Source organism: Streptomyces sp. NPDC052064 (assembly GCF_055585925.1).
Window position 1 is genome coordinate 176,725 of the sequence record NZ_JBVJJE010000010.1, and the last position, 16,504, is coordinate 193,228.

Below are 16,504 nucleotides of genomic sequence, written 5' to 3' on the forward strand. Positions count from 1 at the left end.
TCTGGACATGTGCCGGGGGTGGACGTTCGCGCTGGACGAGGCGTCCGCGCCGGGCCGGGCGCGGGCTGGGGTGCCGTGGATACAGTGCCCGCATGAACAGCAGGTCCACGCCGTTCGACGAACTCGACCGGAAGATCATCACCGCGTTGATGGCGAACGCCCGGACGTCGTTCGCCGAGATCGGCACGGCGATCGGACTGTCCGCCACGGCGGTCAAACGCCGGGTCGACCGGCTGCGGGAGACGGGCGTGATCACCGGGTTCACGGCCACGGTGAAGCCCTCGGCGCTGGGCTGGCGCACCGAGGCCTATGTCGAGGTGTACTGCGAGGGTGCGGCCCCGCCGCGGCGGCTGGCGGAGGTCGTGCGCGACTACCCGGAGATCACCGCCGCGATGACCGTGACGGGCGGTGCGGACGCGCTGCTGCACGTGCGGGCGCGGGACGTGGAGCACTTCGAGGAGGTGCTGGAGCGGATCCGCCAGGAGCCGTTCATCCGGAAGACGATCAGCGTGATGGTGCTGTCCCATCTGCTTCCGGAGAGTCCGGAGGCGGGTGCCAGCCATCCGGCGCCGGAGGAGGTCCCGGGCGGCGCAGCGGACGTGCGCTGACCGGCCTCAAGACGCAGCGTTCCTGCGTGAACGCGCAACCTTTGTTTCTTGTCGGCCACCACCGCCAGTTCCTACCGTTGTGTCAATACCTAGTCACACACCGTGAGGAAGCGGAGGGACCCCTCTGTGCCCGACTCCCGTGTGCCGCGCCGGCGGCGCTACCTCGTCTGCGAACCCAGACACTTCGCCGTGCAGTACGCGATCAACCCGTGGATGCATCCCGACGAACCCGTCGACGTCATCCGCGCCCTGGACCAGTGGCAGGCGCTGGTGGACACCTATCGTGCCCACGGCCATACCGTGGACACTGTGAAACCCGTTCCCGGTCTGCCCGACATGGTCTTCGCCGCGAACGCGGCGGTCGTCGTCGACGGCCGCGTCTTCGGCTCGCTCTTCCACGCGCCCGAGCGCCGTCCCGAGTCCGTGCCGTACGAGGCGTGGTTCAAGTCGGAGGGCTACGAGGTCTATCACCCCGAGTCGGTGTGCGAGGGCGAGGGCGACCTGGTGCCGGCCGGCCGCTGGATCCTGGCCGGGACGGGCTTCCGCACGACCCGGGAGGCGCACAGCGAGGTGCAGGAGCACTTCGGGGTGCCGGTGATCAGCCTGACGCTGGTGGATCCGTACTTCTACCACCTGGACACGGCGCTGTTCGTCCTGGACGAGGAGAACATCGCCTACTACCCCGAGGCGTTCTCGCCGGGCAGCCGCGAGGTGCTGGCCCGCCTCTACCCGGACGCGGTGCTCGCCACCCGCGAGGACGCGCTGGCGTTCGGGCTCAACTCCGTCTCCGACGGGCGGCATGTGTTCATCTCACCGGAAGCGACGGCCCTGGCCGGCCGGCTCGCCGGCCGTGGCTACGTCCCCGTCTCCGTCGACCTGTCCGAGTTCCGCAAGGCCGGTGGCGGCATCAAGTGCTGCACCCAGGAGATCCGGGAGATCCGCTCATGACCGCACCCGTCCGTACCCGTGGCTCGGAGGAGCTCATCCGCGCGGAGGAGCCGGTCCTCGCGCACAACTACCATCCGCTGCCCGTGGTCGTCGCCCGTGCCGAGGGCACCTGGGTGGAGGACGTGGAGGGGCGGCGCTATCTCGACATGCTGGCCGGCTACTCGGCGCTCAACTTCGGGCACCGGCATCCGGCGCTGATCGAGGCGGCCCATCGCCAGCTCGACCGGCTGACTCTCACCTCGCGTGCCTTCCACAACGACCGGCTCGCCGAGTTCGCGGAGCGGCTGGCGGCGCTGACCGGTATGGACATGGTGCTGCCCATGAACACCGGCGCGGAGGCGGTGGAGAGCGGGGTGAAGGTGGCCCGCAAGTGGGCGTACGACGTCAAGGGCGTCCCGGCCGACCGGGCGACGATCGTGGTCGCGGCGGACAACTTCCACGGCCGTACGACGACGATCGTCAGCTTCTCCACGGACGAGACGGCGCGGCAGGGGTTCGGCCCCTTCACGCCGGGCTTCCGGGTCGTGCCGTACAACGACCTGGCCGCGCTGGAGGCGGCGGTCGACGAGACGACGGCGGCCGTGCTGATCGAGCCGATCCAGGGCGAGGCCGGGGTGATCATTCCGGACGACGGCTATCTGGCCGGCGTGCGCGAGCTGACCCGCCGCAAGGGGTGTCTGTTCGTCGCGGACGAGATCCAGTCCGGGCTTGGCCGTACGGGCGGCACGCTGGCGATCGAGCACGAGTCGGTCGTGCCGGACGTGGTGCTGCTGGGCAAGGCGCTGGGCGGCGGCATCGTGCCGGTGTCCGCGGTGGTCGCCCGCCGGGAGGTACTCGGGGTGCTGCACCCCGGGGAGCACGGGTCGACGTTCGGCGGCAACCCGCTGGCGGCCGCGGTCGGCACGGCGGTGGTCGAGCTGCTGGAGACGGGTGAGTTCCAGCGCCGCGCGACCGAGCTGGGGGCGGTCCTGCGGGACGGTCTGACCGAGCTGGTCGGCAAGGGCGTCGTCGGCTTCCGCTCTCGGGGCCTGTGGGCGGGCGTCGACATCGACCCCGCGCTCGGCACCGGCCGCGAGATCAGCGAACGCCTCATGCGGGAGGGAGTCCTGGCCAAGGACACCCACGGCTCCACGATCCGCCTGGCCCCACCGCTCACCATCACGGGCGAGGAGCTGGAGGGGGCGCTCAGTTCACTGGAGAAGGTGCTGCGATAAGAGACGGAGGGGCTGCGGCGGGGGCCACCCTGGCAAAGGGCTGAGGGCTTGTGGCGGAGGCCGCCTGCCGAGCGGCGATGCCGGAGGCCCCCTGGCAGCCGGCAGGGCGAAGGGGCGCCGGCGAAGCCGCCCGGCACACCGTCGACGTCGCAGACCGCCGGGCGGCCGGTTGGTGGCGAGGGCCACCCCTCGGGCGCTTGATGACGGAGGCCGCCGTGATGGAGCGCCGATGCCGGAGTCGGCCCCGGCAGAAGGCTGAGGGCGGAGGCCGTCCCGGCAGCGGGGTGGCCTCCGCCGGGCCGAGCGCCGTCACGAGCCGCCCGGCCGACGCGCCACGAGCCGTCCCGAGCCGGCACGCTGGCGCCGCCCCGGCCCAGCACACCACAAGGCGCCCCGACCGGCCCCGCACAAACCACCCCCACATGCTGAAAGGGTGAAGATTGAGGCAATAGGTGGTAGACCACTCTCAGCGACAGAGAGGTCGGCCGTGGGCGCACACGAGGAGTACGGCGTTGCCCGGCAGCGGTTCGACGTGGCCGACGCCGCGCCCCTGTTGCTCGATCCGCAGGGCGTGGTGACGGGCTGGACCAGCGAGGCCCGGCGGCTGCTGGCGTTTCCGGCTGCCGAGGCGGTCGGCAGGAAGCTGGCGGACCTGCTGACGGCCGAGGACGCACAGCGCGTGCCGGACCTGGTCGAGCGGTGCCGCAGGGACGGCGGCTGGACGGGGCTGCTGACGGCCCGCCGCAGGGACGGACAGCCGGTGCGGGTCGCGGCCCGGATCACCTCGGCCGATGAGGCACACGGCACCTCGCGCTGGCTGGTGCTGCTGTCGGAGCTGGCCGACGCGCCCGGCTGGGCCATGAGCCGTACGGTGCTGGAACGGATGGTGGCCGACGCCCCGGTCGGTATCGCGATCGTGGACACGGACCTGCGTTTCGTGTGGTCGAACGCCGCCCTGGAGCAGTTCGGCGGCGGACCACCACCCCGGCGGCTCGGCCTGCGCTTCGCGGACGTCCAGCCGGGCCTGGACGCCCAGGCGGTCGAGGCGCAGATGCGCCACGTACTGGAGACCGGCGAGGCCGTGGTCGGGTACGAGCACGTGGGCCATGTGCTGTCGGCGCCGCTGCGCGAGACGGCGCACATGCTGTCGTTCACCCGGCTCGACGACGACCGGGGCCGCCCGATGGGTGTGTACTACACGGTCGTCGACATGACCGAGCGGCACCGCGCCCGGCAGCGGCTTGCCCTCCTCGACCGCGCCAACGAGAGCATCGGCCGCAGCCTGGACCTCACGCGCACCGCGCAGGAACTGGCCGACGTGGCCGTGCCGGGACTGGCCGACCTCGTCACCGTGGACCTGCTGGAGACGGTGCTGCGGGGCGCCGAGCTGACACCCGGGCCGCTCGCGGACACCGATCCGGTGGCACTGCGCCGGGCTGGCCATCGGGCCACGGAGGAGGGCGTCCCGGAGGCCGTCGTCGGGATCGGCGAGGTCGCGACGTACCCGGCCGGGTCGCCCCCGATCCGCTGCCTGGCCACGGGACGGCCCTGGCACGCGGAGCGGCTCGATCCCCTGGCCCGGGTGTGGGTGACGGACGTCCCGGGCGGCCGGCGGTCCACGTTTTCGGAGCTGGGCCTGCACAGCGTGATGGTCGTGCCGGTCCGGGCGCGCGGCACCACCCTGGGCATCACCACCTTCTTCCGGCTCCACGGTCGGGAACCCTTCGACGAGGAGGACCTGCGTCTGGCCGAGGACCTCGTCTCCCGCGCGGCCGTCTGCGTGGACAACGCCCGGCGCTACACGCGCGAGCGCGACGCCGCGCTCGTCCTCCAGCGCAGTCTGCTCCCCCACCGGCTTCCCGAGCAGGACGCGGTCGAGGCGGCCGCGTGCTACCGGCCGGCCGACGAGCTGACCGGCCTGGGCGGCGACTGGTACGACCTCATCCCGCTGTCCGGGGCGCGCGTCGCACTCGTCGTGGGCGAGGTGCCCGGGCACGGCATCGACGCAGCCGCGGCCATGGGGCAGTTGCGGACCGCCGTACGGACCCTGGCCGCCCAGGATCTGCCGCCCGAGGAAGTGCTGGCGCACCTCGACGACCTGGTGGCGCGGTCGGCCCGGGAAGACGGTGCCGAACCGGGCACGGCGGGCTCCGCGGGCACGCGGTGCGTGGGCTCCGGGTGTGTGTACGTCGTCTACGACCCGGTCGACGGCAGGTGCGCGATGGCCGCCGCGGGCCACCCCGTGCCGGCCGTGGTCCTGCCCGACGGCTCGGTCACGTTCGTCGATCTCCCGCAGGGTCCGCCGCTCGGCGTGGGCGGTCCGCCCTTCGAGGCGGTCGAGATGTCCCTCGTGGAGGGCAGCACCCTCGCCCTGCACACGGACGGGCTGCTGGCCCGGGCCGAGACCTGGGCCGTCGACGCCGGCCGGGAGCGGCTGCGCGGGGCGCTGGAAGGGGCGGGCCCGCTGGAGGCGCACTGCCGGAACGTCGTCGACGCGCTGGTCCCGGCGCGCCCGTACGACGACGTGGCCCTGCTGATGGCCCGGACGAAACGCCTCGGCACGGAGCAGGTCGCGGCCTGGGATCTGGAACCCGACCCGGCCCTCGTCGCCGACGCCCGCCGCAGGGCCACCCGGCAGCTGGCCCGCTGGGGGCTGGAGGAGCTGGCGTTCACCACGGAACTGGTGGTGAGCGAGCTGGTCACCAACGCCATCCGGCACGCCCCCGGGCCCATCCGGCTCCGTCTGATCCGGGAGCGCGCCCTGGTCTGCGAGGTCTTCGACAGCGGCGCCACGGCGCCCCATCTGCGCCATCCCCGTACGACGGACGAGGGCGGGCGCGGTCTGCTGCTGGTCTCCCAGCTGACCCAGCGGTGGGGCACGCGGTTCGTCCCCGACGGGAAGATCATCTGGGCGGAGCAGTCCCTGACGGAGCTCGCCGAGCTGCCCGTGGCGGCGCTCCTGGAGTGAAGCCGGGGCCGGGCCCCCCATACCGTGGGAAACTGGTCTGATCCCGACAGTGGTGAGGCGGCAGCCATGACGGATTCGGCGATCGACTACACGGCGGTGTTCCATGCCTTGCCCGGCATGGTGGCGCTGCTGACGCCCGAGCTGGTGTACGCGGACGTCAACGAGGAGTTCGTCCGGGTGTCCGGCCGCTCCCGCGAGCAGCTGGTCGGGTGCTACCTGTTCGACGTCTTCCCCGACAACCCCAACGACCCCGCCTCGACGGGCATGCGCAACCTGGAAGCCTCGCTCTACCGGGTCCTGGCGACCGGGGAGCGTGACGCCATGGCCCTCCAGCGCTACGACGTCGAGGATCCCGAGCGGCCCGGGGAGTGGCAGGAGCGATACTGGAGTCCGGTGAACGCGCCGCTGCTCGGCCCCGACGGCAAGGTGGCGCTGATCCTGCACCGCGTCGAGGAGGTCACGGAGCTGATCCGGGCCCGGGGCCGCCCGGGGGGAGGCCGGGGCGGCCGGTCCCGGGTCCTGGAGGCCGAGCTGTACACCCGCGCCCGTGAGCTCCAGGAGCTCAACGAGCGGCTGCGTCAGGCGCATTCCCGGGAGCGGGAGGTGGCGATGGCCCTCCAGGAGGCGATGCTGCCCGACCGTCGTCAGGTCAGCCACCACCACCGGGCCGCCGTCCGGTACCGGCCCGCCGTGGGCGCGCTCAACGTGTGCGGGGACTGGTACGACCTGGTCGACCTGGTCGGCGGCCACCGGGTCGGCGTGTCCGTGGGTGACGTGGTCGGGCACGGACTGGAGGCCGCCGGTGTCATGGGCCAGCTGCGCAGCGCGCTCAGCGCGGCCTCCCGGGTCGCCGAGGGCCCGGCCCAGGCCCTGGACGTGCTGGGGCGCTACGCCCACGTGGTCGACGGTGCCGAGTCGGCGACCGCGGTGACGACCTTCATCGACTTCGACCGGCACACCATCACCTACAGCAGTGCCGGCCATCTTCCGCCCGTGCTGGTCCACCCCGACGGCCGCGCGGAGTTCCTCGACGGTGCCACCGACACGCCGCTCGACGCCCGCCCCGACCCGATCCCGAGACCCCAGGCCGAGACGGCCTTCACGCCGGGCGCCACTCTCGTGCTCTACACCGACGGCCTGGTGGAGCGGCGTGCCGAGGACATCGACACCGGCCTGGCCCGACTCGCCGACGCGCTGTACCGGAACCGGAACCAGGATCCCGAGCGCCTCGCCGACACCGTCCTGCTCGAACTGCTGCCGCCCGGCGGCGCCACCGACGACACCGCACTGATCATCGTGCGGCTGTGAGACAGGCCCCAGGGTGTCCGCCCCTAGCGGCGGGTGTTGCCGTGGTCGAGCAGTCTGACGCGGTCCACGTTCTGCCGGTCCTCGGCGTCCGCGCTGGGCTCGCCGGCGAACCATGCGTCGAGGATCTCCTTCAGCAGCGGCTCGGACGTGAGCCGCAGGCTGAGCGCGAGGACGTTGGCGTCGTTCCAGCGGCGCGCGCCGTCGGCCGTGTAGGCGTCCGTGCACAGGGCGGCCCGGACGCCCGGCACCTTATTCGCGGCGATCGAGGCGCCCGTGCCGGTCCAGCAGCACACCACGGCCTGGTCGGCCGTACCGTCGGCGACCTCACGGGCCGCGGCCTCCGAGCACACCGCCCACTGGGGGTCGTCCCCGGGACGCAGCGCGCCGTGCGGGCGCACCTCGTGCCCTCGGTCGCGCAGCGCGGCCACGAGGGAGCGGGCGACGGGCTCGTCCATGTCCGAGGAAACAGAGATCCGCATACTTCGCAGACTACTCGGCGGGGCCGCAAGCACCAGCGGTTGGCCAGGCACCCCTCCTGTTCCGCCACGCCACCCGTTCGGCTTGCCGGTCACCCGCGTGGACCAGCACCTCCCTGACTGACCATCAGTCAATCGGCAAGGATCGGCACCGTCCGGTCGCACGAGGTGCCCGGTGGCCACGCCTGCACCTACACTGGCACCCCACGACATGCCGGTTGACCTGCTGGAACGCGGCGGTTGAGGCCACCGCGAGAGTCGAGGAGCGCCCGCTTTGTTCTACTATCTGCTGAAATACGTGCTGATCGGACCGCTGCTGAGAGTGGTCTTCCGGCCTCGGATAGAAGGCCTGGAGCACGTTCCGTCGGAGGGCGCCGCCATCATCGCCGGCAACCACCTGTCGTTCTCGGACCACTTCCTGCTGCCCGCGGTCCTCAAGCGGCGTATCACCTTCCTCGCGAAGGCCGAGTACTTCACGGGTCCGGGCCTCAAGGGCCGGCTGACGGCGTCGTTCTTCCGCAGCGCCGGGCAGATCCCCGTCGACCGCTCGGGCAAGAACGCCGGGCAGGCCGCGATCCGCGAGGGCCTCGGCGTGCTGAGCGAGGACGAGTTGCTCGGCATCTACCCGGAGGGCACGCGCTCGCACGACGGCCGGCTCTACAAGGGCAAGGTGGGCGTCGCGGTCATGGCCCTCAAGGCCGGTGTCCCGGTCATCCCCTGCGCGATGATCGGCACCTTCGAGGCCCAGCCGCCCGGCAAGGTCATCCCCAACATCCACCCCGTCGTGATCCGCTTCGGGAAGCCCCTCGACTTCTCGCGGTACGAGGGCATGGAGAACGAGAAGGCCATCCTGCGCGCCGTCACCGACGAGATCATGTACGCGATCCTCTCGCTGTCCGAGCAGGAGTACGTCGACCAGTACGCGGCCGTCGTGAAGGCCGAGGAGGCCGCCGCCGCGAAGGAGCGGAAGTTCCCGCGCATGCCACTCAGTTGAGGGGTCTTCTGTCGGCAGAAGCCGTATCCCCGCCGGCCTCGGCGATCTACGGTCGCGGCATGAGACGTGACGTGGGGCGGGGGCCTGGACGAGAGCCGGCCCGGCGCGGTACGGACGCGGCGGACGGACCGCGAGGACGACACGGCGCTGGGCGCGCTGATCGGTGACCGCTGTGGCCTCGTGGTCGACATCGTCGGCTACGGGGCCCGGCCCGCACGGCAGTGGACCGGGCTGGCCGACCGCATCGGCTCGGCCGTGGTCGTGTCGACGGTGACGGTGCACGTGGACGGCACGGGCCGCGGCTTCGACACGATGAGCGAGCCGGGCGGTCTCCCGTAGTACCCCGTGCCCGTACGGCGAGATCGGGGCGGCGGTGGACGTGGTGATGGGAGTGGAGACGGAGACCGTTCTGGCGGACGGGGTGGCAGCCTCGCCGTCCGTGGGCAGCTCCCCCTGGTCGGTGGAGCTGCCGGTGGTCTTCGACATGACCGCGGCGGAACGGGAGCTGGGCTACCGGCCGGACGCGGCGGAGTGCGCCTCGTTCGAGGCCTGAGCGGACGTCTACGTCTCCATGAGAGACGCCAGCGCCTCGTCCAGCAGCCGTCGCAGCCGCAGCGCGTCCGGCGCCACGGCGGTCACCAGGGCGGCGGGACCGGCGAGCGGGACGATCGAGGCCCCTTCCCCGAGTGCCCGGGCCGGCACCGGCTCGGTGGCGAACTCCGGCCGTACGACGATCAGTTGCCCGACCGCCCGATGCCCCGCAAGCACCGCGGGGCCGTCCCAGCCGCCCGGCGCGCCGGGCCCGCAGGCCAGTTCCTGGTCGAGCACGACCTGCCCGGCGATCCGCACGGTCAGCCGGCTCGTCAGCCGCCCGGGTTCCTCTCCGGCCCGCCCGAGCACCTGCTCCTCGCGCAGCACGAGCCGGGCCGTGGCGGCGAGTTCGACGCGGGTCGTGACGTACAGGTCGCTGCCCTGGGCGGAGATCAACTGCTCGGGCAGCCAGTGCAGTTCGGCCCGTTCGGCGGCGTCGAGCCGGACATCGTAACGGGCCTCTCCCTTGGCCTGCCCCGGCAGGGCGATGGTGGCTGCGGCCGACCCGACGGACAGCCGCCCACCCTCCTCCACCCGGGCCTGCACGGTGAAGTGGTCGCCGCCGAGCGGCCCGCTCATCGCTCCGACCAGCATGACCCGCGCCTCGGCGCCGCTTCCCCGGGTGCGCCGCAGTGCCAGCGGTCCGTCGCTCTCCAGCACGGGCAGGGCGGTCCCGCCCCGGCCGTCGTCCCGGGCGACGATCCTCGCGACGGACCGCACGCCGGAGCTGTTCACGCTCGTGCCGCCCACGCGGCAAGCTGCCCGCGCACCCACGCGGCGACATCCGTCACTCCGGGTTCGCTCCGCAGAGACTGGAAGACGACCGGCAGTTCGGCCCGCTGCGCCTTGGCGTCGGCCGCCATCCGCGCGAGGTCGGAGCCGACGTACGGTGCGAGGTCGGTCTTGTTGACGACGAGCAGGTCGGCGGTGGTCACGCCCGGCCCGCCCTTGCGCGGAATGTCGTCGCCGCCGGCCACGTCGATCACGAAGATCTGCGCGTCGACGAGCCCCCTGGAGAAGGTCGCGGTGAGGTTGTCCCCACCGGACTCCACGAGGACCAGGTCCAGCGGCCCGACGGCGTCCTCCAGGTCCTCCACCGCTTCCAGGTTGGCGGAGATGTCGTCCCGGATCGCGGTGTGCGGGCAGGCTCCCGTCTCCACCGCGGTGATCCGCTCGGGCGGCAGCACAGCCTCCCGCAGCAGGAACTCGGCGTCCTCGCGGGTGTAGATGTCGTTGGTGACGACCGCGAGGGACAACTCGTCCCGCAACGCGCGGCACAGCGCGGCGACGGTGGCGGTCTTCCCGGACCCTACGGGCCCGCCGAGCCCGATACGCAGGGCACGGCGGCTGCCGTCGGGCCTGAGGGCGTCGGCGCTCACGGCGCCGGGGCCGTCGTGGGTGTGGTCGTGGTCGAGGTGCATGGAGCGGCTCCTGCGTTCTTGTCCGACTGATTCGAGTGGTGGGGGGGTGATCGACTGCCTGATCGACTGTCTATGAGGCGAACAGCCGCACGGGCCAGCCCGCGTGTACCTCCGCCCCGATCTCCAGCAACGGCGCCGACCCCGCCGGCAACGCGTCGACCCCCTCGTCGACCACCCTTCGCGCCGCCTCCACCGCCCGGTCCACGACGCGGTCCACTTCCGGTGCCAGCCGAGCCAGCGCCCCCGTCGCGTCGAAGGGATCCAGACTCAGCAACCGCACCGTCGCCGTGGCCGGCCCGCTCACGCTCTCGTACGCCGCGCAGTACGCCGCGTCGACCGGCCCCAGCCCGGCCGCCCGCGCCGCCAGCCCGAGCACCACCGGCTGATGGGCCCCCCTGGGGAACTCCCGGGCCAGCGCGTCCAGTTCGGCGGACGGCCAGGTCGCCCGGGCGGCCCGCATCAGCTGCCGTCCCAGCTTGCGCGCGGCGACCCGCAGCGCGGGCGAGGGCGTACGGGCGTCCGCGGCACGGTCCAGCGTGACGGGGTCGATCCCCAGCGCGGCAGCCGCCGAAAGGGCCGCTGCCACCGACCCGGCCGTGTGCAGCCGCCCCCGGCAGAAGTCCGCCAGGCTCGCCGCTCCCCTGATCCGCCCGGCCTTGACCGCCGCCTCCGCCCCGCCGGAGTGAGCGTGGCCGCCGGCGGGAAAGCGGCCGTCGGCCAGGACGAGAAGTGCCGCACGTGACATCAGGACGTCCTCAGAACAGGAAGTACCGCTGGGCCATGGGCAGTTCGGCCGCCGGCGCCGCCTCGACCAGCTCTCCGTCGATGTGCACGGCGAAGCTGTCGGGATCGACCCGTACCTCGGGCCGGGCGTCGTTCTCCCGCATGTCGGCCTTGGTGACCCCGCGCGTCGACTCGATCGCCACGAACCGCTTCCCGAGGCCCAGCCGCTCCGGCAGCCCGTCCTCGACGGCCAGGGGGGCGACGAAGTTCAGGGAGTTGGCGGCGGGTGCCCGCCCGATCGCCCCGAACATCGGGCGCGGCAGGACCGGCTGCGGCGTGGGGATCGAGGCGTTGGCGTCGCCCATCTGCGCGTAGGCGATCTGCCCGCCCTTGAGGACGAGCTGCGGCTTGACGCCGAAGAACGCCGGCTCCCACAGCACCAGGTCGGCCAGCTTGCCGCTCTCGACGGAGCCGATCTCCCGGGCCAGGCCCTGGGCGAGTGCCGGGTTGATCGTGTACTTGGCGACGTACCGGCGCGCCCGGCGGTTGTCGGCGCGGCCGTCCCCGGGCAGCGCACCCCGGCGCCGCTTCATCGCGTGGGCGGTCTGCCAGGTCCGCATGATGACCTCGCCCACGCGCCCCATGGCCTGCGAGTCGGAGGAGATGATCGAGATCGCGCCCAGGTCGTGCAGCACGTCCTCGGCGCCGATCGTGGAGGGCCGGATCCGGGACTCGGCGAAGGCCAGGTCCTCCGGCACGGCCGGGTTGAGGTGGTGGCACACCATCAGCATGTCGAGGTGTTCCTCGGCGGTGTTGACGGTGAACGGCCGGGTCGGATTCGTGGAGCTCGGCAGCACGTGCGGCTCGGAGACCACGGTCATGATGTCCGGCGCGTGCCCGCCGCCCGCGCCCTCGGTGTGGTACGCGTGGATGCCCCGCCCGGCGATCGCGGCGAGCGTGTCGCCGACGAACCCGGCCTCGTTGAGCGTGTCCGTGTGGATGGCGACCTGGATGCCGGTCTGTCCGGCCACGGTCAGCGAGGCGTCGATGACGGCCGGGGTCGACCCCCAGTCCTCGTGCAGCTTCAGTCCGAGTGCGCCGCCCCGGATCTGCGACAGCATCGCCTCGTGGGAGACGGTGTTGCCCTTGCCGAGCAGGCCGATGTTGAGCGGGTAGGCCTCCATGGCCTCCAGCATCCGCGCGAGGTGCCAGGGCCCGGGGGTCACGGTGGTGGCCTTGGAACCCTCGGCGGGGCCCGTGCCGCCGCCGACCAGGGTCGTGATGCCCGAGGACAGCGCCTCGTCGGCGATCTGCGGGCAGATGAAGTGCACGTGGGCGTCGATCGCGCCCGCCGTGAGGATCCGTCCGTTGCCGGCGATGACCTCGGTCTCGGGGCCGATGACCAGGTCCGGGTGGACGCCGTCCATCGTGTCGGGGTTGCCGGCCTTGCCGATCCCGGTGATCCGCCCGTCGCGGATGCCGACGTCGGCCTTGACGATGCCCCAGTGGTCGATGATCACCGCGCCGGTGATGACGGTGTCCGGCGTGCCTTCCGCACGGGTGGCACGCGCCTGGCCCATGGACTCGCGGATGACCTTGCCACCGCCGAACACGGCCTCGTCACCGGCGAGCCCGGGCCCGCCGGAACGATCCTCCTCGATCTCGACCAGCAGATCGGTGTCGGCGAGCCGGATCCGGTCGCCAGTCGTCGGGCCGAACAGGTCGGCGTACGCGGCACGCGAGATCTCAGGCATCGAGGGCACCTCCGGTCTCCCCGCGCAGACCGGGCACGACACGGGCGCCGGTCAGCGGAACGAGTGCGACGTCGACGGGGATCCCGGGTTCGAAGCGCACGGCCGTACCGGCGGCGACGTTCAGCCGCTTGCCGCGCGCGGCGTCGCGGTCGAACTCCAGACCGGGGTTGGCCTCGGCGAAGTGGTAGTGGGAGCCGACCTGGACGGGCCGGTCGGCGGCGTTGAGGACGGTGAGCCGGGTGACCTCGCGGCCCTCGTTGTAGGCAATCGGGTCGTCGGCGAAGAGGATCTCTCCGGGAATCATCGAGACCTCTCTCAGACGATGGGCTCGTGGACGGTGACGAGCTTGGTGCCGTCCGGGAAGGTGGCCTCGACCTGGACGTCGTGGATCATCTCCGGGACGCCTTCCATGACGTCGTCCCGGGTGAGCAGTTGACGTCCGGAGGACATGAGTTCGGCGACGGTACGGCCGTCACGGGCACCTTCGAGGATGTGCGACGTGATGAGGGCGACCGCCTCGGGGTGGTTGAGCCTCAGCCCACGGGCCCGGCGCTTCTCGGCCACGTCGGCCGCCACGTGTATCAGCAGTCTCTCTTGCTCGTGCGGGGTCAGTTGCACGTCCCACCTCACAGTCCTCGCTCCGGACCGTGCGGGGCCCGGTTGCCGCAGCCCCGGGGAGAAAAGCCCTGGTGGCGTGGCGGCAGGCTAGTGGGATCGGGTTTCAGGCACGTTAACCGAGCTGTGATCCTTCAGGCCGGTGAGCCGGGGCCCCGCATGCTCACCATCGCCCGCAGTCCGTTTCTCTGATCTCCGGTGCACCACTCAGGGCCTGACTTCCGTCAGGGTCGCGAGGAGCCTGGGGATCATCTCGTCGGACAGCCGCAGCCCGGGACGCCGGCACCGTCGCCCAGTACCTCCAGGGACGCCGCCACGCTCGGGCTGTAGGCGCTGGCCGTCAGCGGTGCCGCCGCCGGGCTCGGCGCCCTGGTCACAGAGAAAGCGACCGTTCAGAAGAAGCCGGCGCACGGAACGACCTGCAGAAAACGACCGTGCACCCCCGCCGCAGCGGACGGGGGCGCACGGTTTCCGTCTGCCCGGACTCCGGACTCCGGGCTACGCCGGGTCGGCCCCCCGGTGCTCCGCCGCGATCCCGAACCGCTGCCGTTCGCGAGGAGCGGACGCGACCTCGCGGACCGTGGAGACCGCACTGATCACCTGCTCCTCCGCGGGCTCCGCGAGCTCCTGCGTCTCGTCGAGTCGCCGCAGGTCATCGGCTGAGACGAGGGCGACGAGGGGCTTGCCGTGCCGGGTGACGACGACGCGTTCACCGCCGTACACCACGCGGTTGATCAGGTCGGCGAGCTCAGCCCTGGCTTGCGTCACCGGAATCTCGTAGGCCATGCCCCCATCATAACGTCACGTACATCCTGTACATTTTTTACAGAGACAGCTGTCACCGGAGACGGCTCTGCCCGCGAGGAGGGGTTCACCATGACCCGACCGTCCGCCCGTTACGTGCTGCCCGAGTTCACCGAACGCACCGCGTCCGGGCAACGGACGATGGATCCGTACTCGAAGCTGCTGGAGGGGCGGATCGTCTTCCTCGGGGCGCCGGTGGACGAGACCTCGGCGAACGACGTGATGGCCCAGTTCATGTACCTCGAACACCAGGCCCCCGAGCGCGACATCTCGCTCTACATCAACTCCCCCGGCGGCACCTTCCACGCCTTGACGGCCATCTACGACACGATGCGGTACGTCTCCTGTGACGTGGAGACGATCTGCCTGGGCCAGGCCGGCGCGGCGGCCTCGGTGCTGCTGGCGGCGGGCACGCCCGGTAAGCGATCCGCGCTGCCGGACGCGCGTCTGGTGATCCATCAGCCCGCGCTGCCCGAGCCGGTCCGGGGACAGGCCAGCGATCTGGCGATCCAGGCCGACGAGTTGACGCGCATCCGGACCCGCATGGAGGAGATGCTCGCGCGGCACACCGGCCGCACCCGGGAGCAGGTCAGCGAGGACATCGAGCGCGACAAGGTCCTCACCGCCCAGGAGGCGGTGGAATACGGCCTAGTGGACCGGATCGTCCCCAACCGCAAGGCCACCCTGGCCCCGCCGACCGGAGAGTGAGCGCCGGTGCTGCCGCCCGAACTGCCGCCGCTGCCCGCACTGACCCACGCCGAGGCGGAGTTGCTCGATCGCTACCTCGAGGTCGTCGACCTGCTCGGCCGGATCAACCCGGCGCTGCCCGGCGACACCTATCGCGGACTGCGCGCCGCCCAGGCCCTGGTCGGCAAGGCGACCGCGCTGCGAGACGCGTTGACCCTGATGCACCAGCGGGGCGAGACGGAACTGCACGCCGGCACACTCGGCCGGGCGCTGCGGGTGTTGGACGGCGAGCGGCGCACGGCCCGGGTCACCCTGCCCCCGGAGTCCGTCAGTTGACGTAGATCCGTCATTCCGGACACCCGCCCTGTCAACGGAGCGTCCGGGCCTGAGTCGAAACGGACCAAACGACGTACCCCTGTTCGGAGTAGACGGTGAGTCCTTTTTTTGGGCCCTCACAGTTGCGCAACGCGCGTAGCCGAGGGGCGGAATGGGACATTCCATCGCTGGTCCGGCGGCCTATGGCACCGTGAAGGGTGGCTCGAACACAGACGTGTCCACCCGAACGGGTGAGTGGTGAGTAACAACACAAATCCCCGGTTCCGTTGGGATTTCCGGACAAGCATGAGCCAAGATCCCTGTCTGACGACAAGCCCCCGCCACAGCGGCGGGGCGGTCCGGGCGGACGCCGAGTCCTGCCGCCGCCCGGATGACCGGTCGACAGGAAGTGGATCGGCAGGAGTGGAGGACCCAAGCACGACGGGTCGCCGGGACGGTCACGCCACGACCGGACCCGAGCAGCCCTTGGGGTGAAGCCGCGTCAGCGGCCGGGCAACTTCGCCAGCCCGAATCCGACAGGTCATCCTTCACAGGCGGCTGACGAAGGGTTGCGCATGACTGCGCTCAATCGTGTCCCGTCGCTCATGGTCCGGGCCGGTACGGCCTCGGCCCTCACCATCGCCGCGGTGGGCGGCTCGATCGTGGCCCCCGGCGCCTCCTCCGAGGCGGCGGCAGCCACACCAGCGACCAAGGCACTCCAGATCGCGGCCTCGAAGAAGGGTTCGCCCTACAGGTACGGGGCCACCGGCCCGCGCCGGTTCGACTGCTCCGGCCTCACGCTGTACTCGTTCAAGAAGGCGGGCAAGAAGCTCCCCCGCACGGCCGCCCAGCAGTACAACAAGACACGCCACATCTCCTCAAAGAACCGCAAGGCGGGAGACCTGGTGTTCTTCCACTCGGGCAGCAACGTGTACCACGTCGGTATCTACGCGGGTAAAAACAAGCTCTGGCACGCCCCGAAGAGCGGGGACGTGGTGCGGTTGCAGAAGCTCTGGACCAAGAGCGTCTGGTACGGGCGCGTGAAGTGATCCGCCCGGCGTGCGGCGGCGTCCCTGAT

At 71.8% G+C, this 16,504-nt stretch carries 19 protein-coding genes; 11 read left to right on the forward strand and 8 right to left on the reverse strand.

The window, feature by feature from the left end; translation table 11 throughout:
* The first annotated feature begins 92 nt into the window (after positions 1-92).
* The 5 genes from ACZ6TU_RS26855 (at position 93) to ACZ6TU_RS26875 (ending at position 7,046) form a co-directional block, all read left to right on the forward strand.
* Complete coding sequence (locus tag ACZ6TU_RS26855) at positions 93-608, forward strand: Lrp/AsnC family transcriptional regulator (protein WP_467676177.1); 516 nt, start codon at positions 93-95, stop codon at positions 606-608.
* A 126-nt stretch (positions 609-734) separates the two neighbouring features.
* Positions 735-1,556, forward strand: a complete 822-nt coding sequence (ddaH, locus tag ACZ6TU_RS26860; protein WP_469551631.1) for a dimethylargininase — start codon at positions 735-737, stop codon at positions 1,554-1,556.
* Complete coding sequence (gene rocD / locus ACZ6TU_RS26865) at positions 1,553-2,770, forward strand: ornithine--oxo-acid transaminase (protein WP_467676181.1); 1,218 nt, start codon at positions 1,553-1,555, stop codon at positions 2,768-2,770. The genes ddaH and rocD overlap by 4 nt, the downstream gene beginning before the upstream one ends.
* Before the next feature lie 487 nt (positions 2,771-3,257).
* The gene (locus ACZ6TU_RS26870) at positions 3,258-5,738 is read left to right on the forward strand and encodes a SpoIIE family protein phosphatase (RefSeq protein WP_467676183.1); all 2,481 of its coding nucleotides are present in this window, start codon (positions 3,258-3,260) and stop codon (positions 5,736-5,738) included.
* Between the two features lie 66 nt (positions 5,739-5,804).
* Complete coding sequence (locus tag ACZ6TU_RS26875; RefSeq protein WP_467676185.1) at positions 5,805-7,046, forward strand: PP2C family protein-serine/threonine phosphatase; 1,242 nt, start codon at positions 5,805-5,807, stop codon at positions 7,044-7,046.
* Positions 7,047-7,069: 23 nt separating this feature from the next.
* On the opposite strand, the gene ACZ6TU_RS26880 is transcribed toward ACZ6TU_RS26875, so the two are convergent.
* Positions 7,070-7,525, reverse strand: a complete 456-nt coding sequence (locus ACZ6TU_RS26880; protein ID WP_086599478.1) for an RpiB/LacA/LacB family sugar-phosphate isomerase — start codon at positions 7,523-7,525, stop codon at positions 7,070-7,072.
* A 271-nt stretch (positions 7,526-7,796) separates the two neighbouring features.
* On the opposite strand from ACZ6TU_RS26880, the gene ACZ6TU_RS26885 reads away from it, so the two are divergent.
* The 3 genes from ACZ6TU_RS26885 (at position 7,797) to ACZ6TU_RS26895 (ending at position 9,069) form a co-directional block, all read left to right on the forward strand.
* A complete protein-coding gene (locus ACZ6TU_RS26885) occupies positions 7,797-8,516 on the forward strand; it encodes a lysophospholipid acyltransferase family protein (RefSeq protein WP_467676187.1) in 720 nt (239 codons plus the stop codon).
* Positions 8,517-8,582: 66 nt separating this feature from the next.
* Positions 8,583-8,855 carry a hypothetical protein gene (locus tag ACZ6TU_RS26890; protein ID WP_467676189.1) on the forward strand — a complete coding sequence of 91 codons (273 nt, stop codon included), beginning with the start codon at positions 8,583-8,585 and terminating at the stop codon, positions 8,853-8,855.
* A gap of 46 nt (positions 8,856-8,901) precedes the next feature.
* A complete protein-coding gene (locus ACZ6TU_RS26895; protein WP_467676191.1) occupies positions 8,902-9,069 on the forward strand; it encodes a hypothetical protein in 168 nt (55 codons plus the stop codon).
* Between the two features lie 8 nt (positions 9,070-9,077).
* On the opposite strand, the gene ACZ6TU_RS26900 is transcribed toward ACZ6TU_RS26895, so the two are convergent.
* From ACZ6TU_RS26900 to ACZ6TU_RS26930, 7 genes are all read right to left on the reverse strand, one after another.
* The gene (locus ACZ6TU_RS26900; RefSeq protein WP_467676193.1) at positions 9,078-9,857 is read right to left on the reverse strand and encodes an urease accessory protein UreD; all 780 of its coding nucleotides are present in this window, start codon (positions 9,855-9,857) and stop codon (positions 9,078-9,080) included.
* Positions 9,839-10,528 carry an urease accessory protein UreG gene (gene ureG, locus ACZ6TU_RS26905; protein ID WP_467676194.1) on the reverse strand — a complete coding sequence of 230 codons (690 nt, stop codon included), beginning with the start codon at positions 10,526-10,528 and terminating at the stop codon, positions 9,839-9,841. Before ureG ends, ACZ6TU_RS26900 begins: the two co-directional genes overlap by 19 nt.
* Positions 10,529-10,598: 70 nt before the next feature.
* Positions 10,599-11,273, reverse strand: a complete 675-nt coding sequence (locus ACZ6TU_RS26910; RefSeq protein WP_467676196.1) for an urease accessory protein UreF — start codon at positions 11,271-11,273, stop codon at positions 10,599-10,601.
* A gap of 10 nt (positions 11,274-11,283) precedes the next feature.
* On the reverse strand, positions 11,284-13,005 hold the full coding sequence (locus ACZ6TU_RS26915) for an urease subunit alpha (protein ID WP_469551641.1): 1,722 nt from the start codon (positions 13,003-13,005) through the stop codon (positions 11,284-11,286).
* Entirely contained in the window at positions 12,998-13,309 is a 312-nt protein-coding gene (locus ACZ6TU_RS26920) for an urease subunit beta (protein WP_467676200.1), read from the reverse strand. The genes ACZ6TU_RS26915 and ACZ6TU_RS26920 overlap by 8 nt, the downstream gene beginning before the upstream one ends.
* Positions 13,310-13,320: 11 nt before the next feature.
* Positions 13,321-13,623 carry an urease subunit gamma gene (locus ACZ6TU_RS26925; RefSeq protein WP_399168314.1) on the reverse strand — a complete coding sequence of 101 codons (303 nt, stop codon included), beginning with the start codon at positions 13,621-13,623 and terminating at the stop codon, positions 13,321-13,323.
* A 495-nt stretch (positions 13,624-14,118) separates the two neighbouring features.
* Positions 14,119-14,406 (reverse strand): type II toxin-antitoxin system Phd/YefM family antitoxin, encoded by a 288-nt coding sequence (locus ACZ6TU_RS26930; protein WP_466097050.1) that lies wholly within the window; start codon positions 14,404-14,406, stop codon positions 14,119-14,121.
* A 90-nt stretch (positions 14,407-14,496) separates the two neighbouring features.
* Between ACZ6TU_RS26930 and ACZ6TU_RS26935 the strand changes: the two genes are divergently transcribed.
* The 3 genes from ACZ6TU_RS26935 to ACZ6TU_RS26945 all read left to right on the forward strand — a co-directional run bounded on the left by ACZ6TU_RS26935 (position 14,497) and on the right by ACZ6TU_RS26945 (position 16,475).
* Positions 14,497-15,132 (forward strand): ATP-dependent Clp protease proteolytic subunit, encoded by a 636-nt coding sequence (locus ACZ6TU_RS26935; RefSeq protein WP_469551645.1) that lies wholly within the window; start codon positions 14,497-14,499, stop codon positions 15,130-15,132.
* A 6-nt stretch (positions 15,133-15,138) separates the two neighbouring features.
* Positions 15,139-15,447, forward strand: coding sequence for a hypothetical protein (locus ACZ6TU_RS26940; RefSeq protein ID WP_469551647.1), 309 nt, complete (start codon positions 15,139-15,141; stop codon positions 15,445-15,447).
* 554 nt (positions 15,448-16,001) lie between these two features.
* Positions 16,002-16,475, forward strand: coding sequence for a C40 family peptidase (locus ACZ6TU_RS26945; protein ID WP_467676206.1), 474 nt, complete (start codon positions 16,002-16,004; stop codon positions 16,473-16,475).
* The last annotated feature ends 29 nt before the right edge of the window (positions 16,476-16,504 follow it).

Coding starts and splice junctions, on each gene's coding strand:
- ACZ6TU_RS26855 (WP_467676177.1), top strand. CDS start 93: ATGAACAGCAGGTCCACGCCGTTCGACGAACTCGACCGGAAGATCATC.
- rocD (WP_467676181.1), top strand. CDS start 1,553: ATGACCGCACCCGTCCGTACCCGTGGCTCGGAGGAGCTCATCCGCGCG.
- ACZ6TU_RS26875 (WP_467676185.1), top strand. CDS start 5,805: ATGACGGATTCGGCGATCGACTACACGGCGGTGTTCCATGCCTTGCCC.
- ACZ6TU_RS26880 (WP_086599478.1), bottom strand. CDS start 7,525: ATGCGGATCTCTGTTTCCTCGGACATGGACGAGCCCGTCGCCCGCTCC.
- ACZ6TU_RS26895 (WP_467676191.1), top strand. CDS start 8,902: ATGGGAGTGGAGACGGAGACCGTTCTGGCGGACGGGGTGGCAGCCTCG.
- ureG (WP_467676194.1), bottom strand. CDS start 10,528: ATGCACCTCGACCACGACCACACCCACGACGGCCCCGGCGCCGTGAGC.
- ACZ6TU_RS26910 (WP_467676196.1), bottom strand. CDS start 11,273: ATGTCACGTGCGGCACTTCTCGTCCTGGCCGACGGCCGCTTTCCCGCC.
- ACZ6TU_RS26915 (WP_469551641.1), bottom strand. CDS start 13,005: ATGCCTGAGATCTCGCGTGCCGCGTACGCCGACCTGTTCGGCCCGACG.
- ACZ6TU_RS26920 (WP_467676200.1), bottom strand. CDS start 13,309: ATGATTCCCGGAGAGATCCTCTTCGCCGACGACCCGATTGCCTACAAC.
- ACZ6TU_RS26930 (WP_466097050.1), bottom strand. CDS start 14,406: ATGGCCTACGAGATTCCGGTGACGCAAGCCAGGGCTGAGCTCGCCGAC.
- ACZ6TU_RS26935 (WP_469551645.1), top strand. CDS start 14,497: ATGACCCGACCGTCCGCCCGTTACGTGCTGCCCGAGTTCACCGAACGC.
- ACZ6TU_RS26945 (WP_467676206.1), top strand. CDS start 16,002: ATGACTGCGCTCAATCGTGTCCCGTCGCTCATGGTCCGGGCCGGTACG.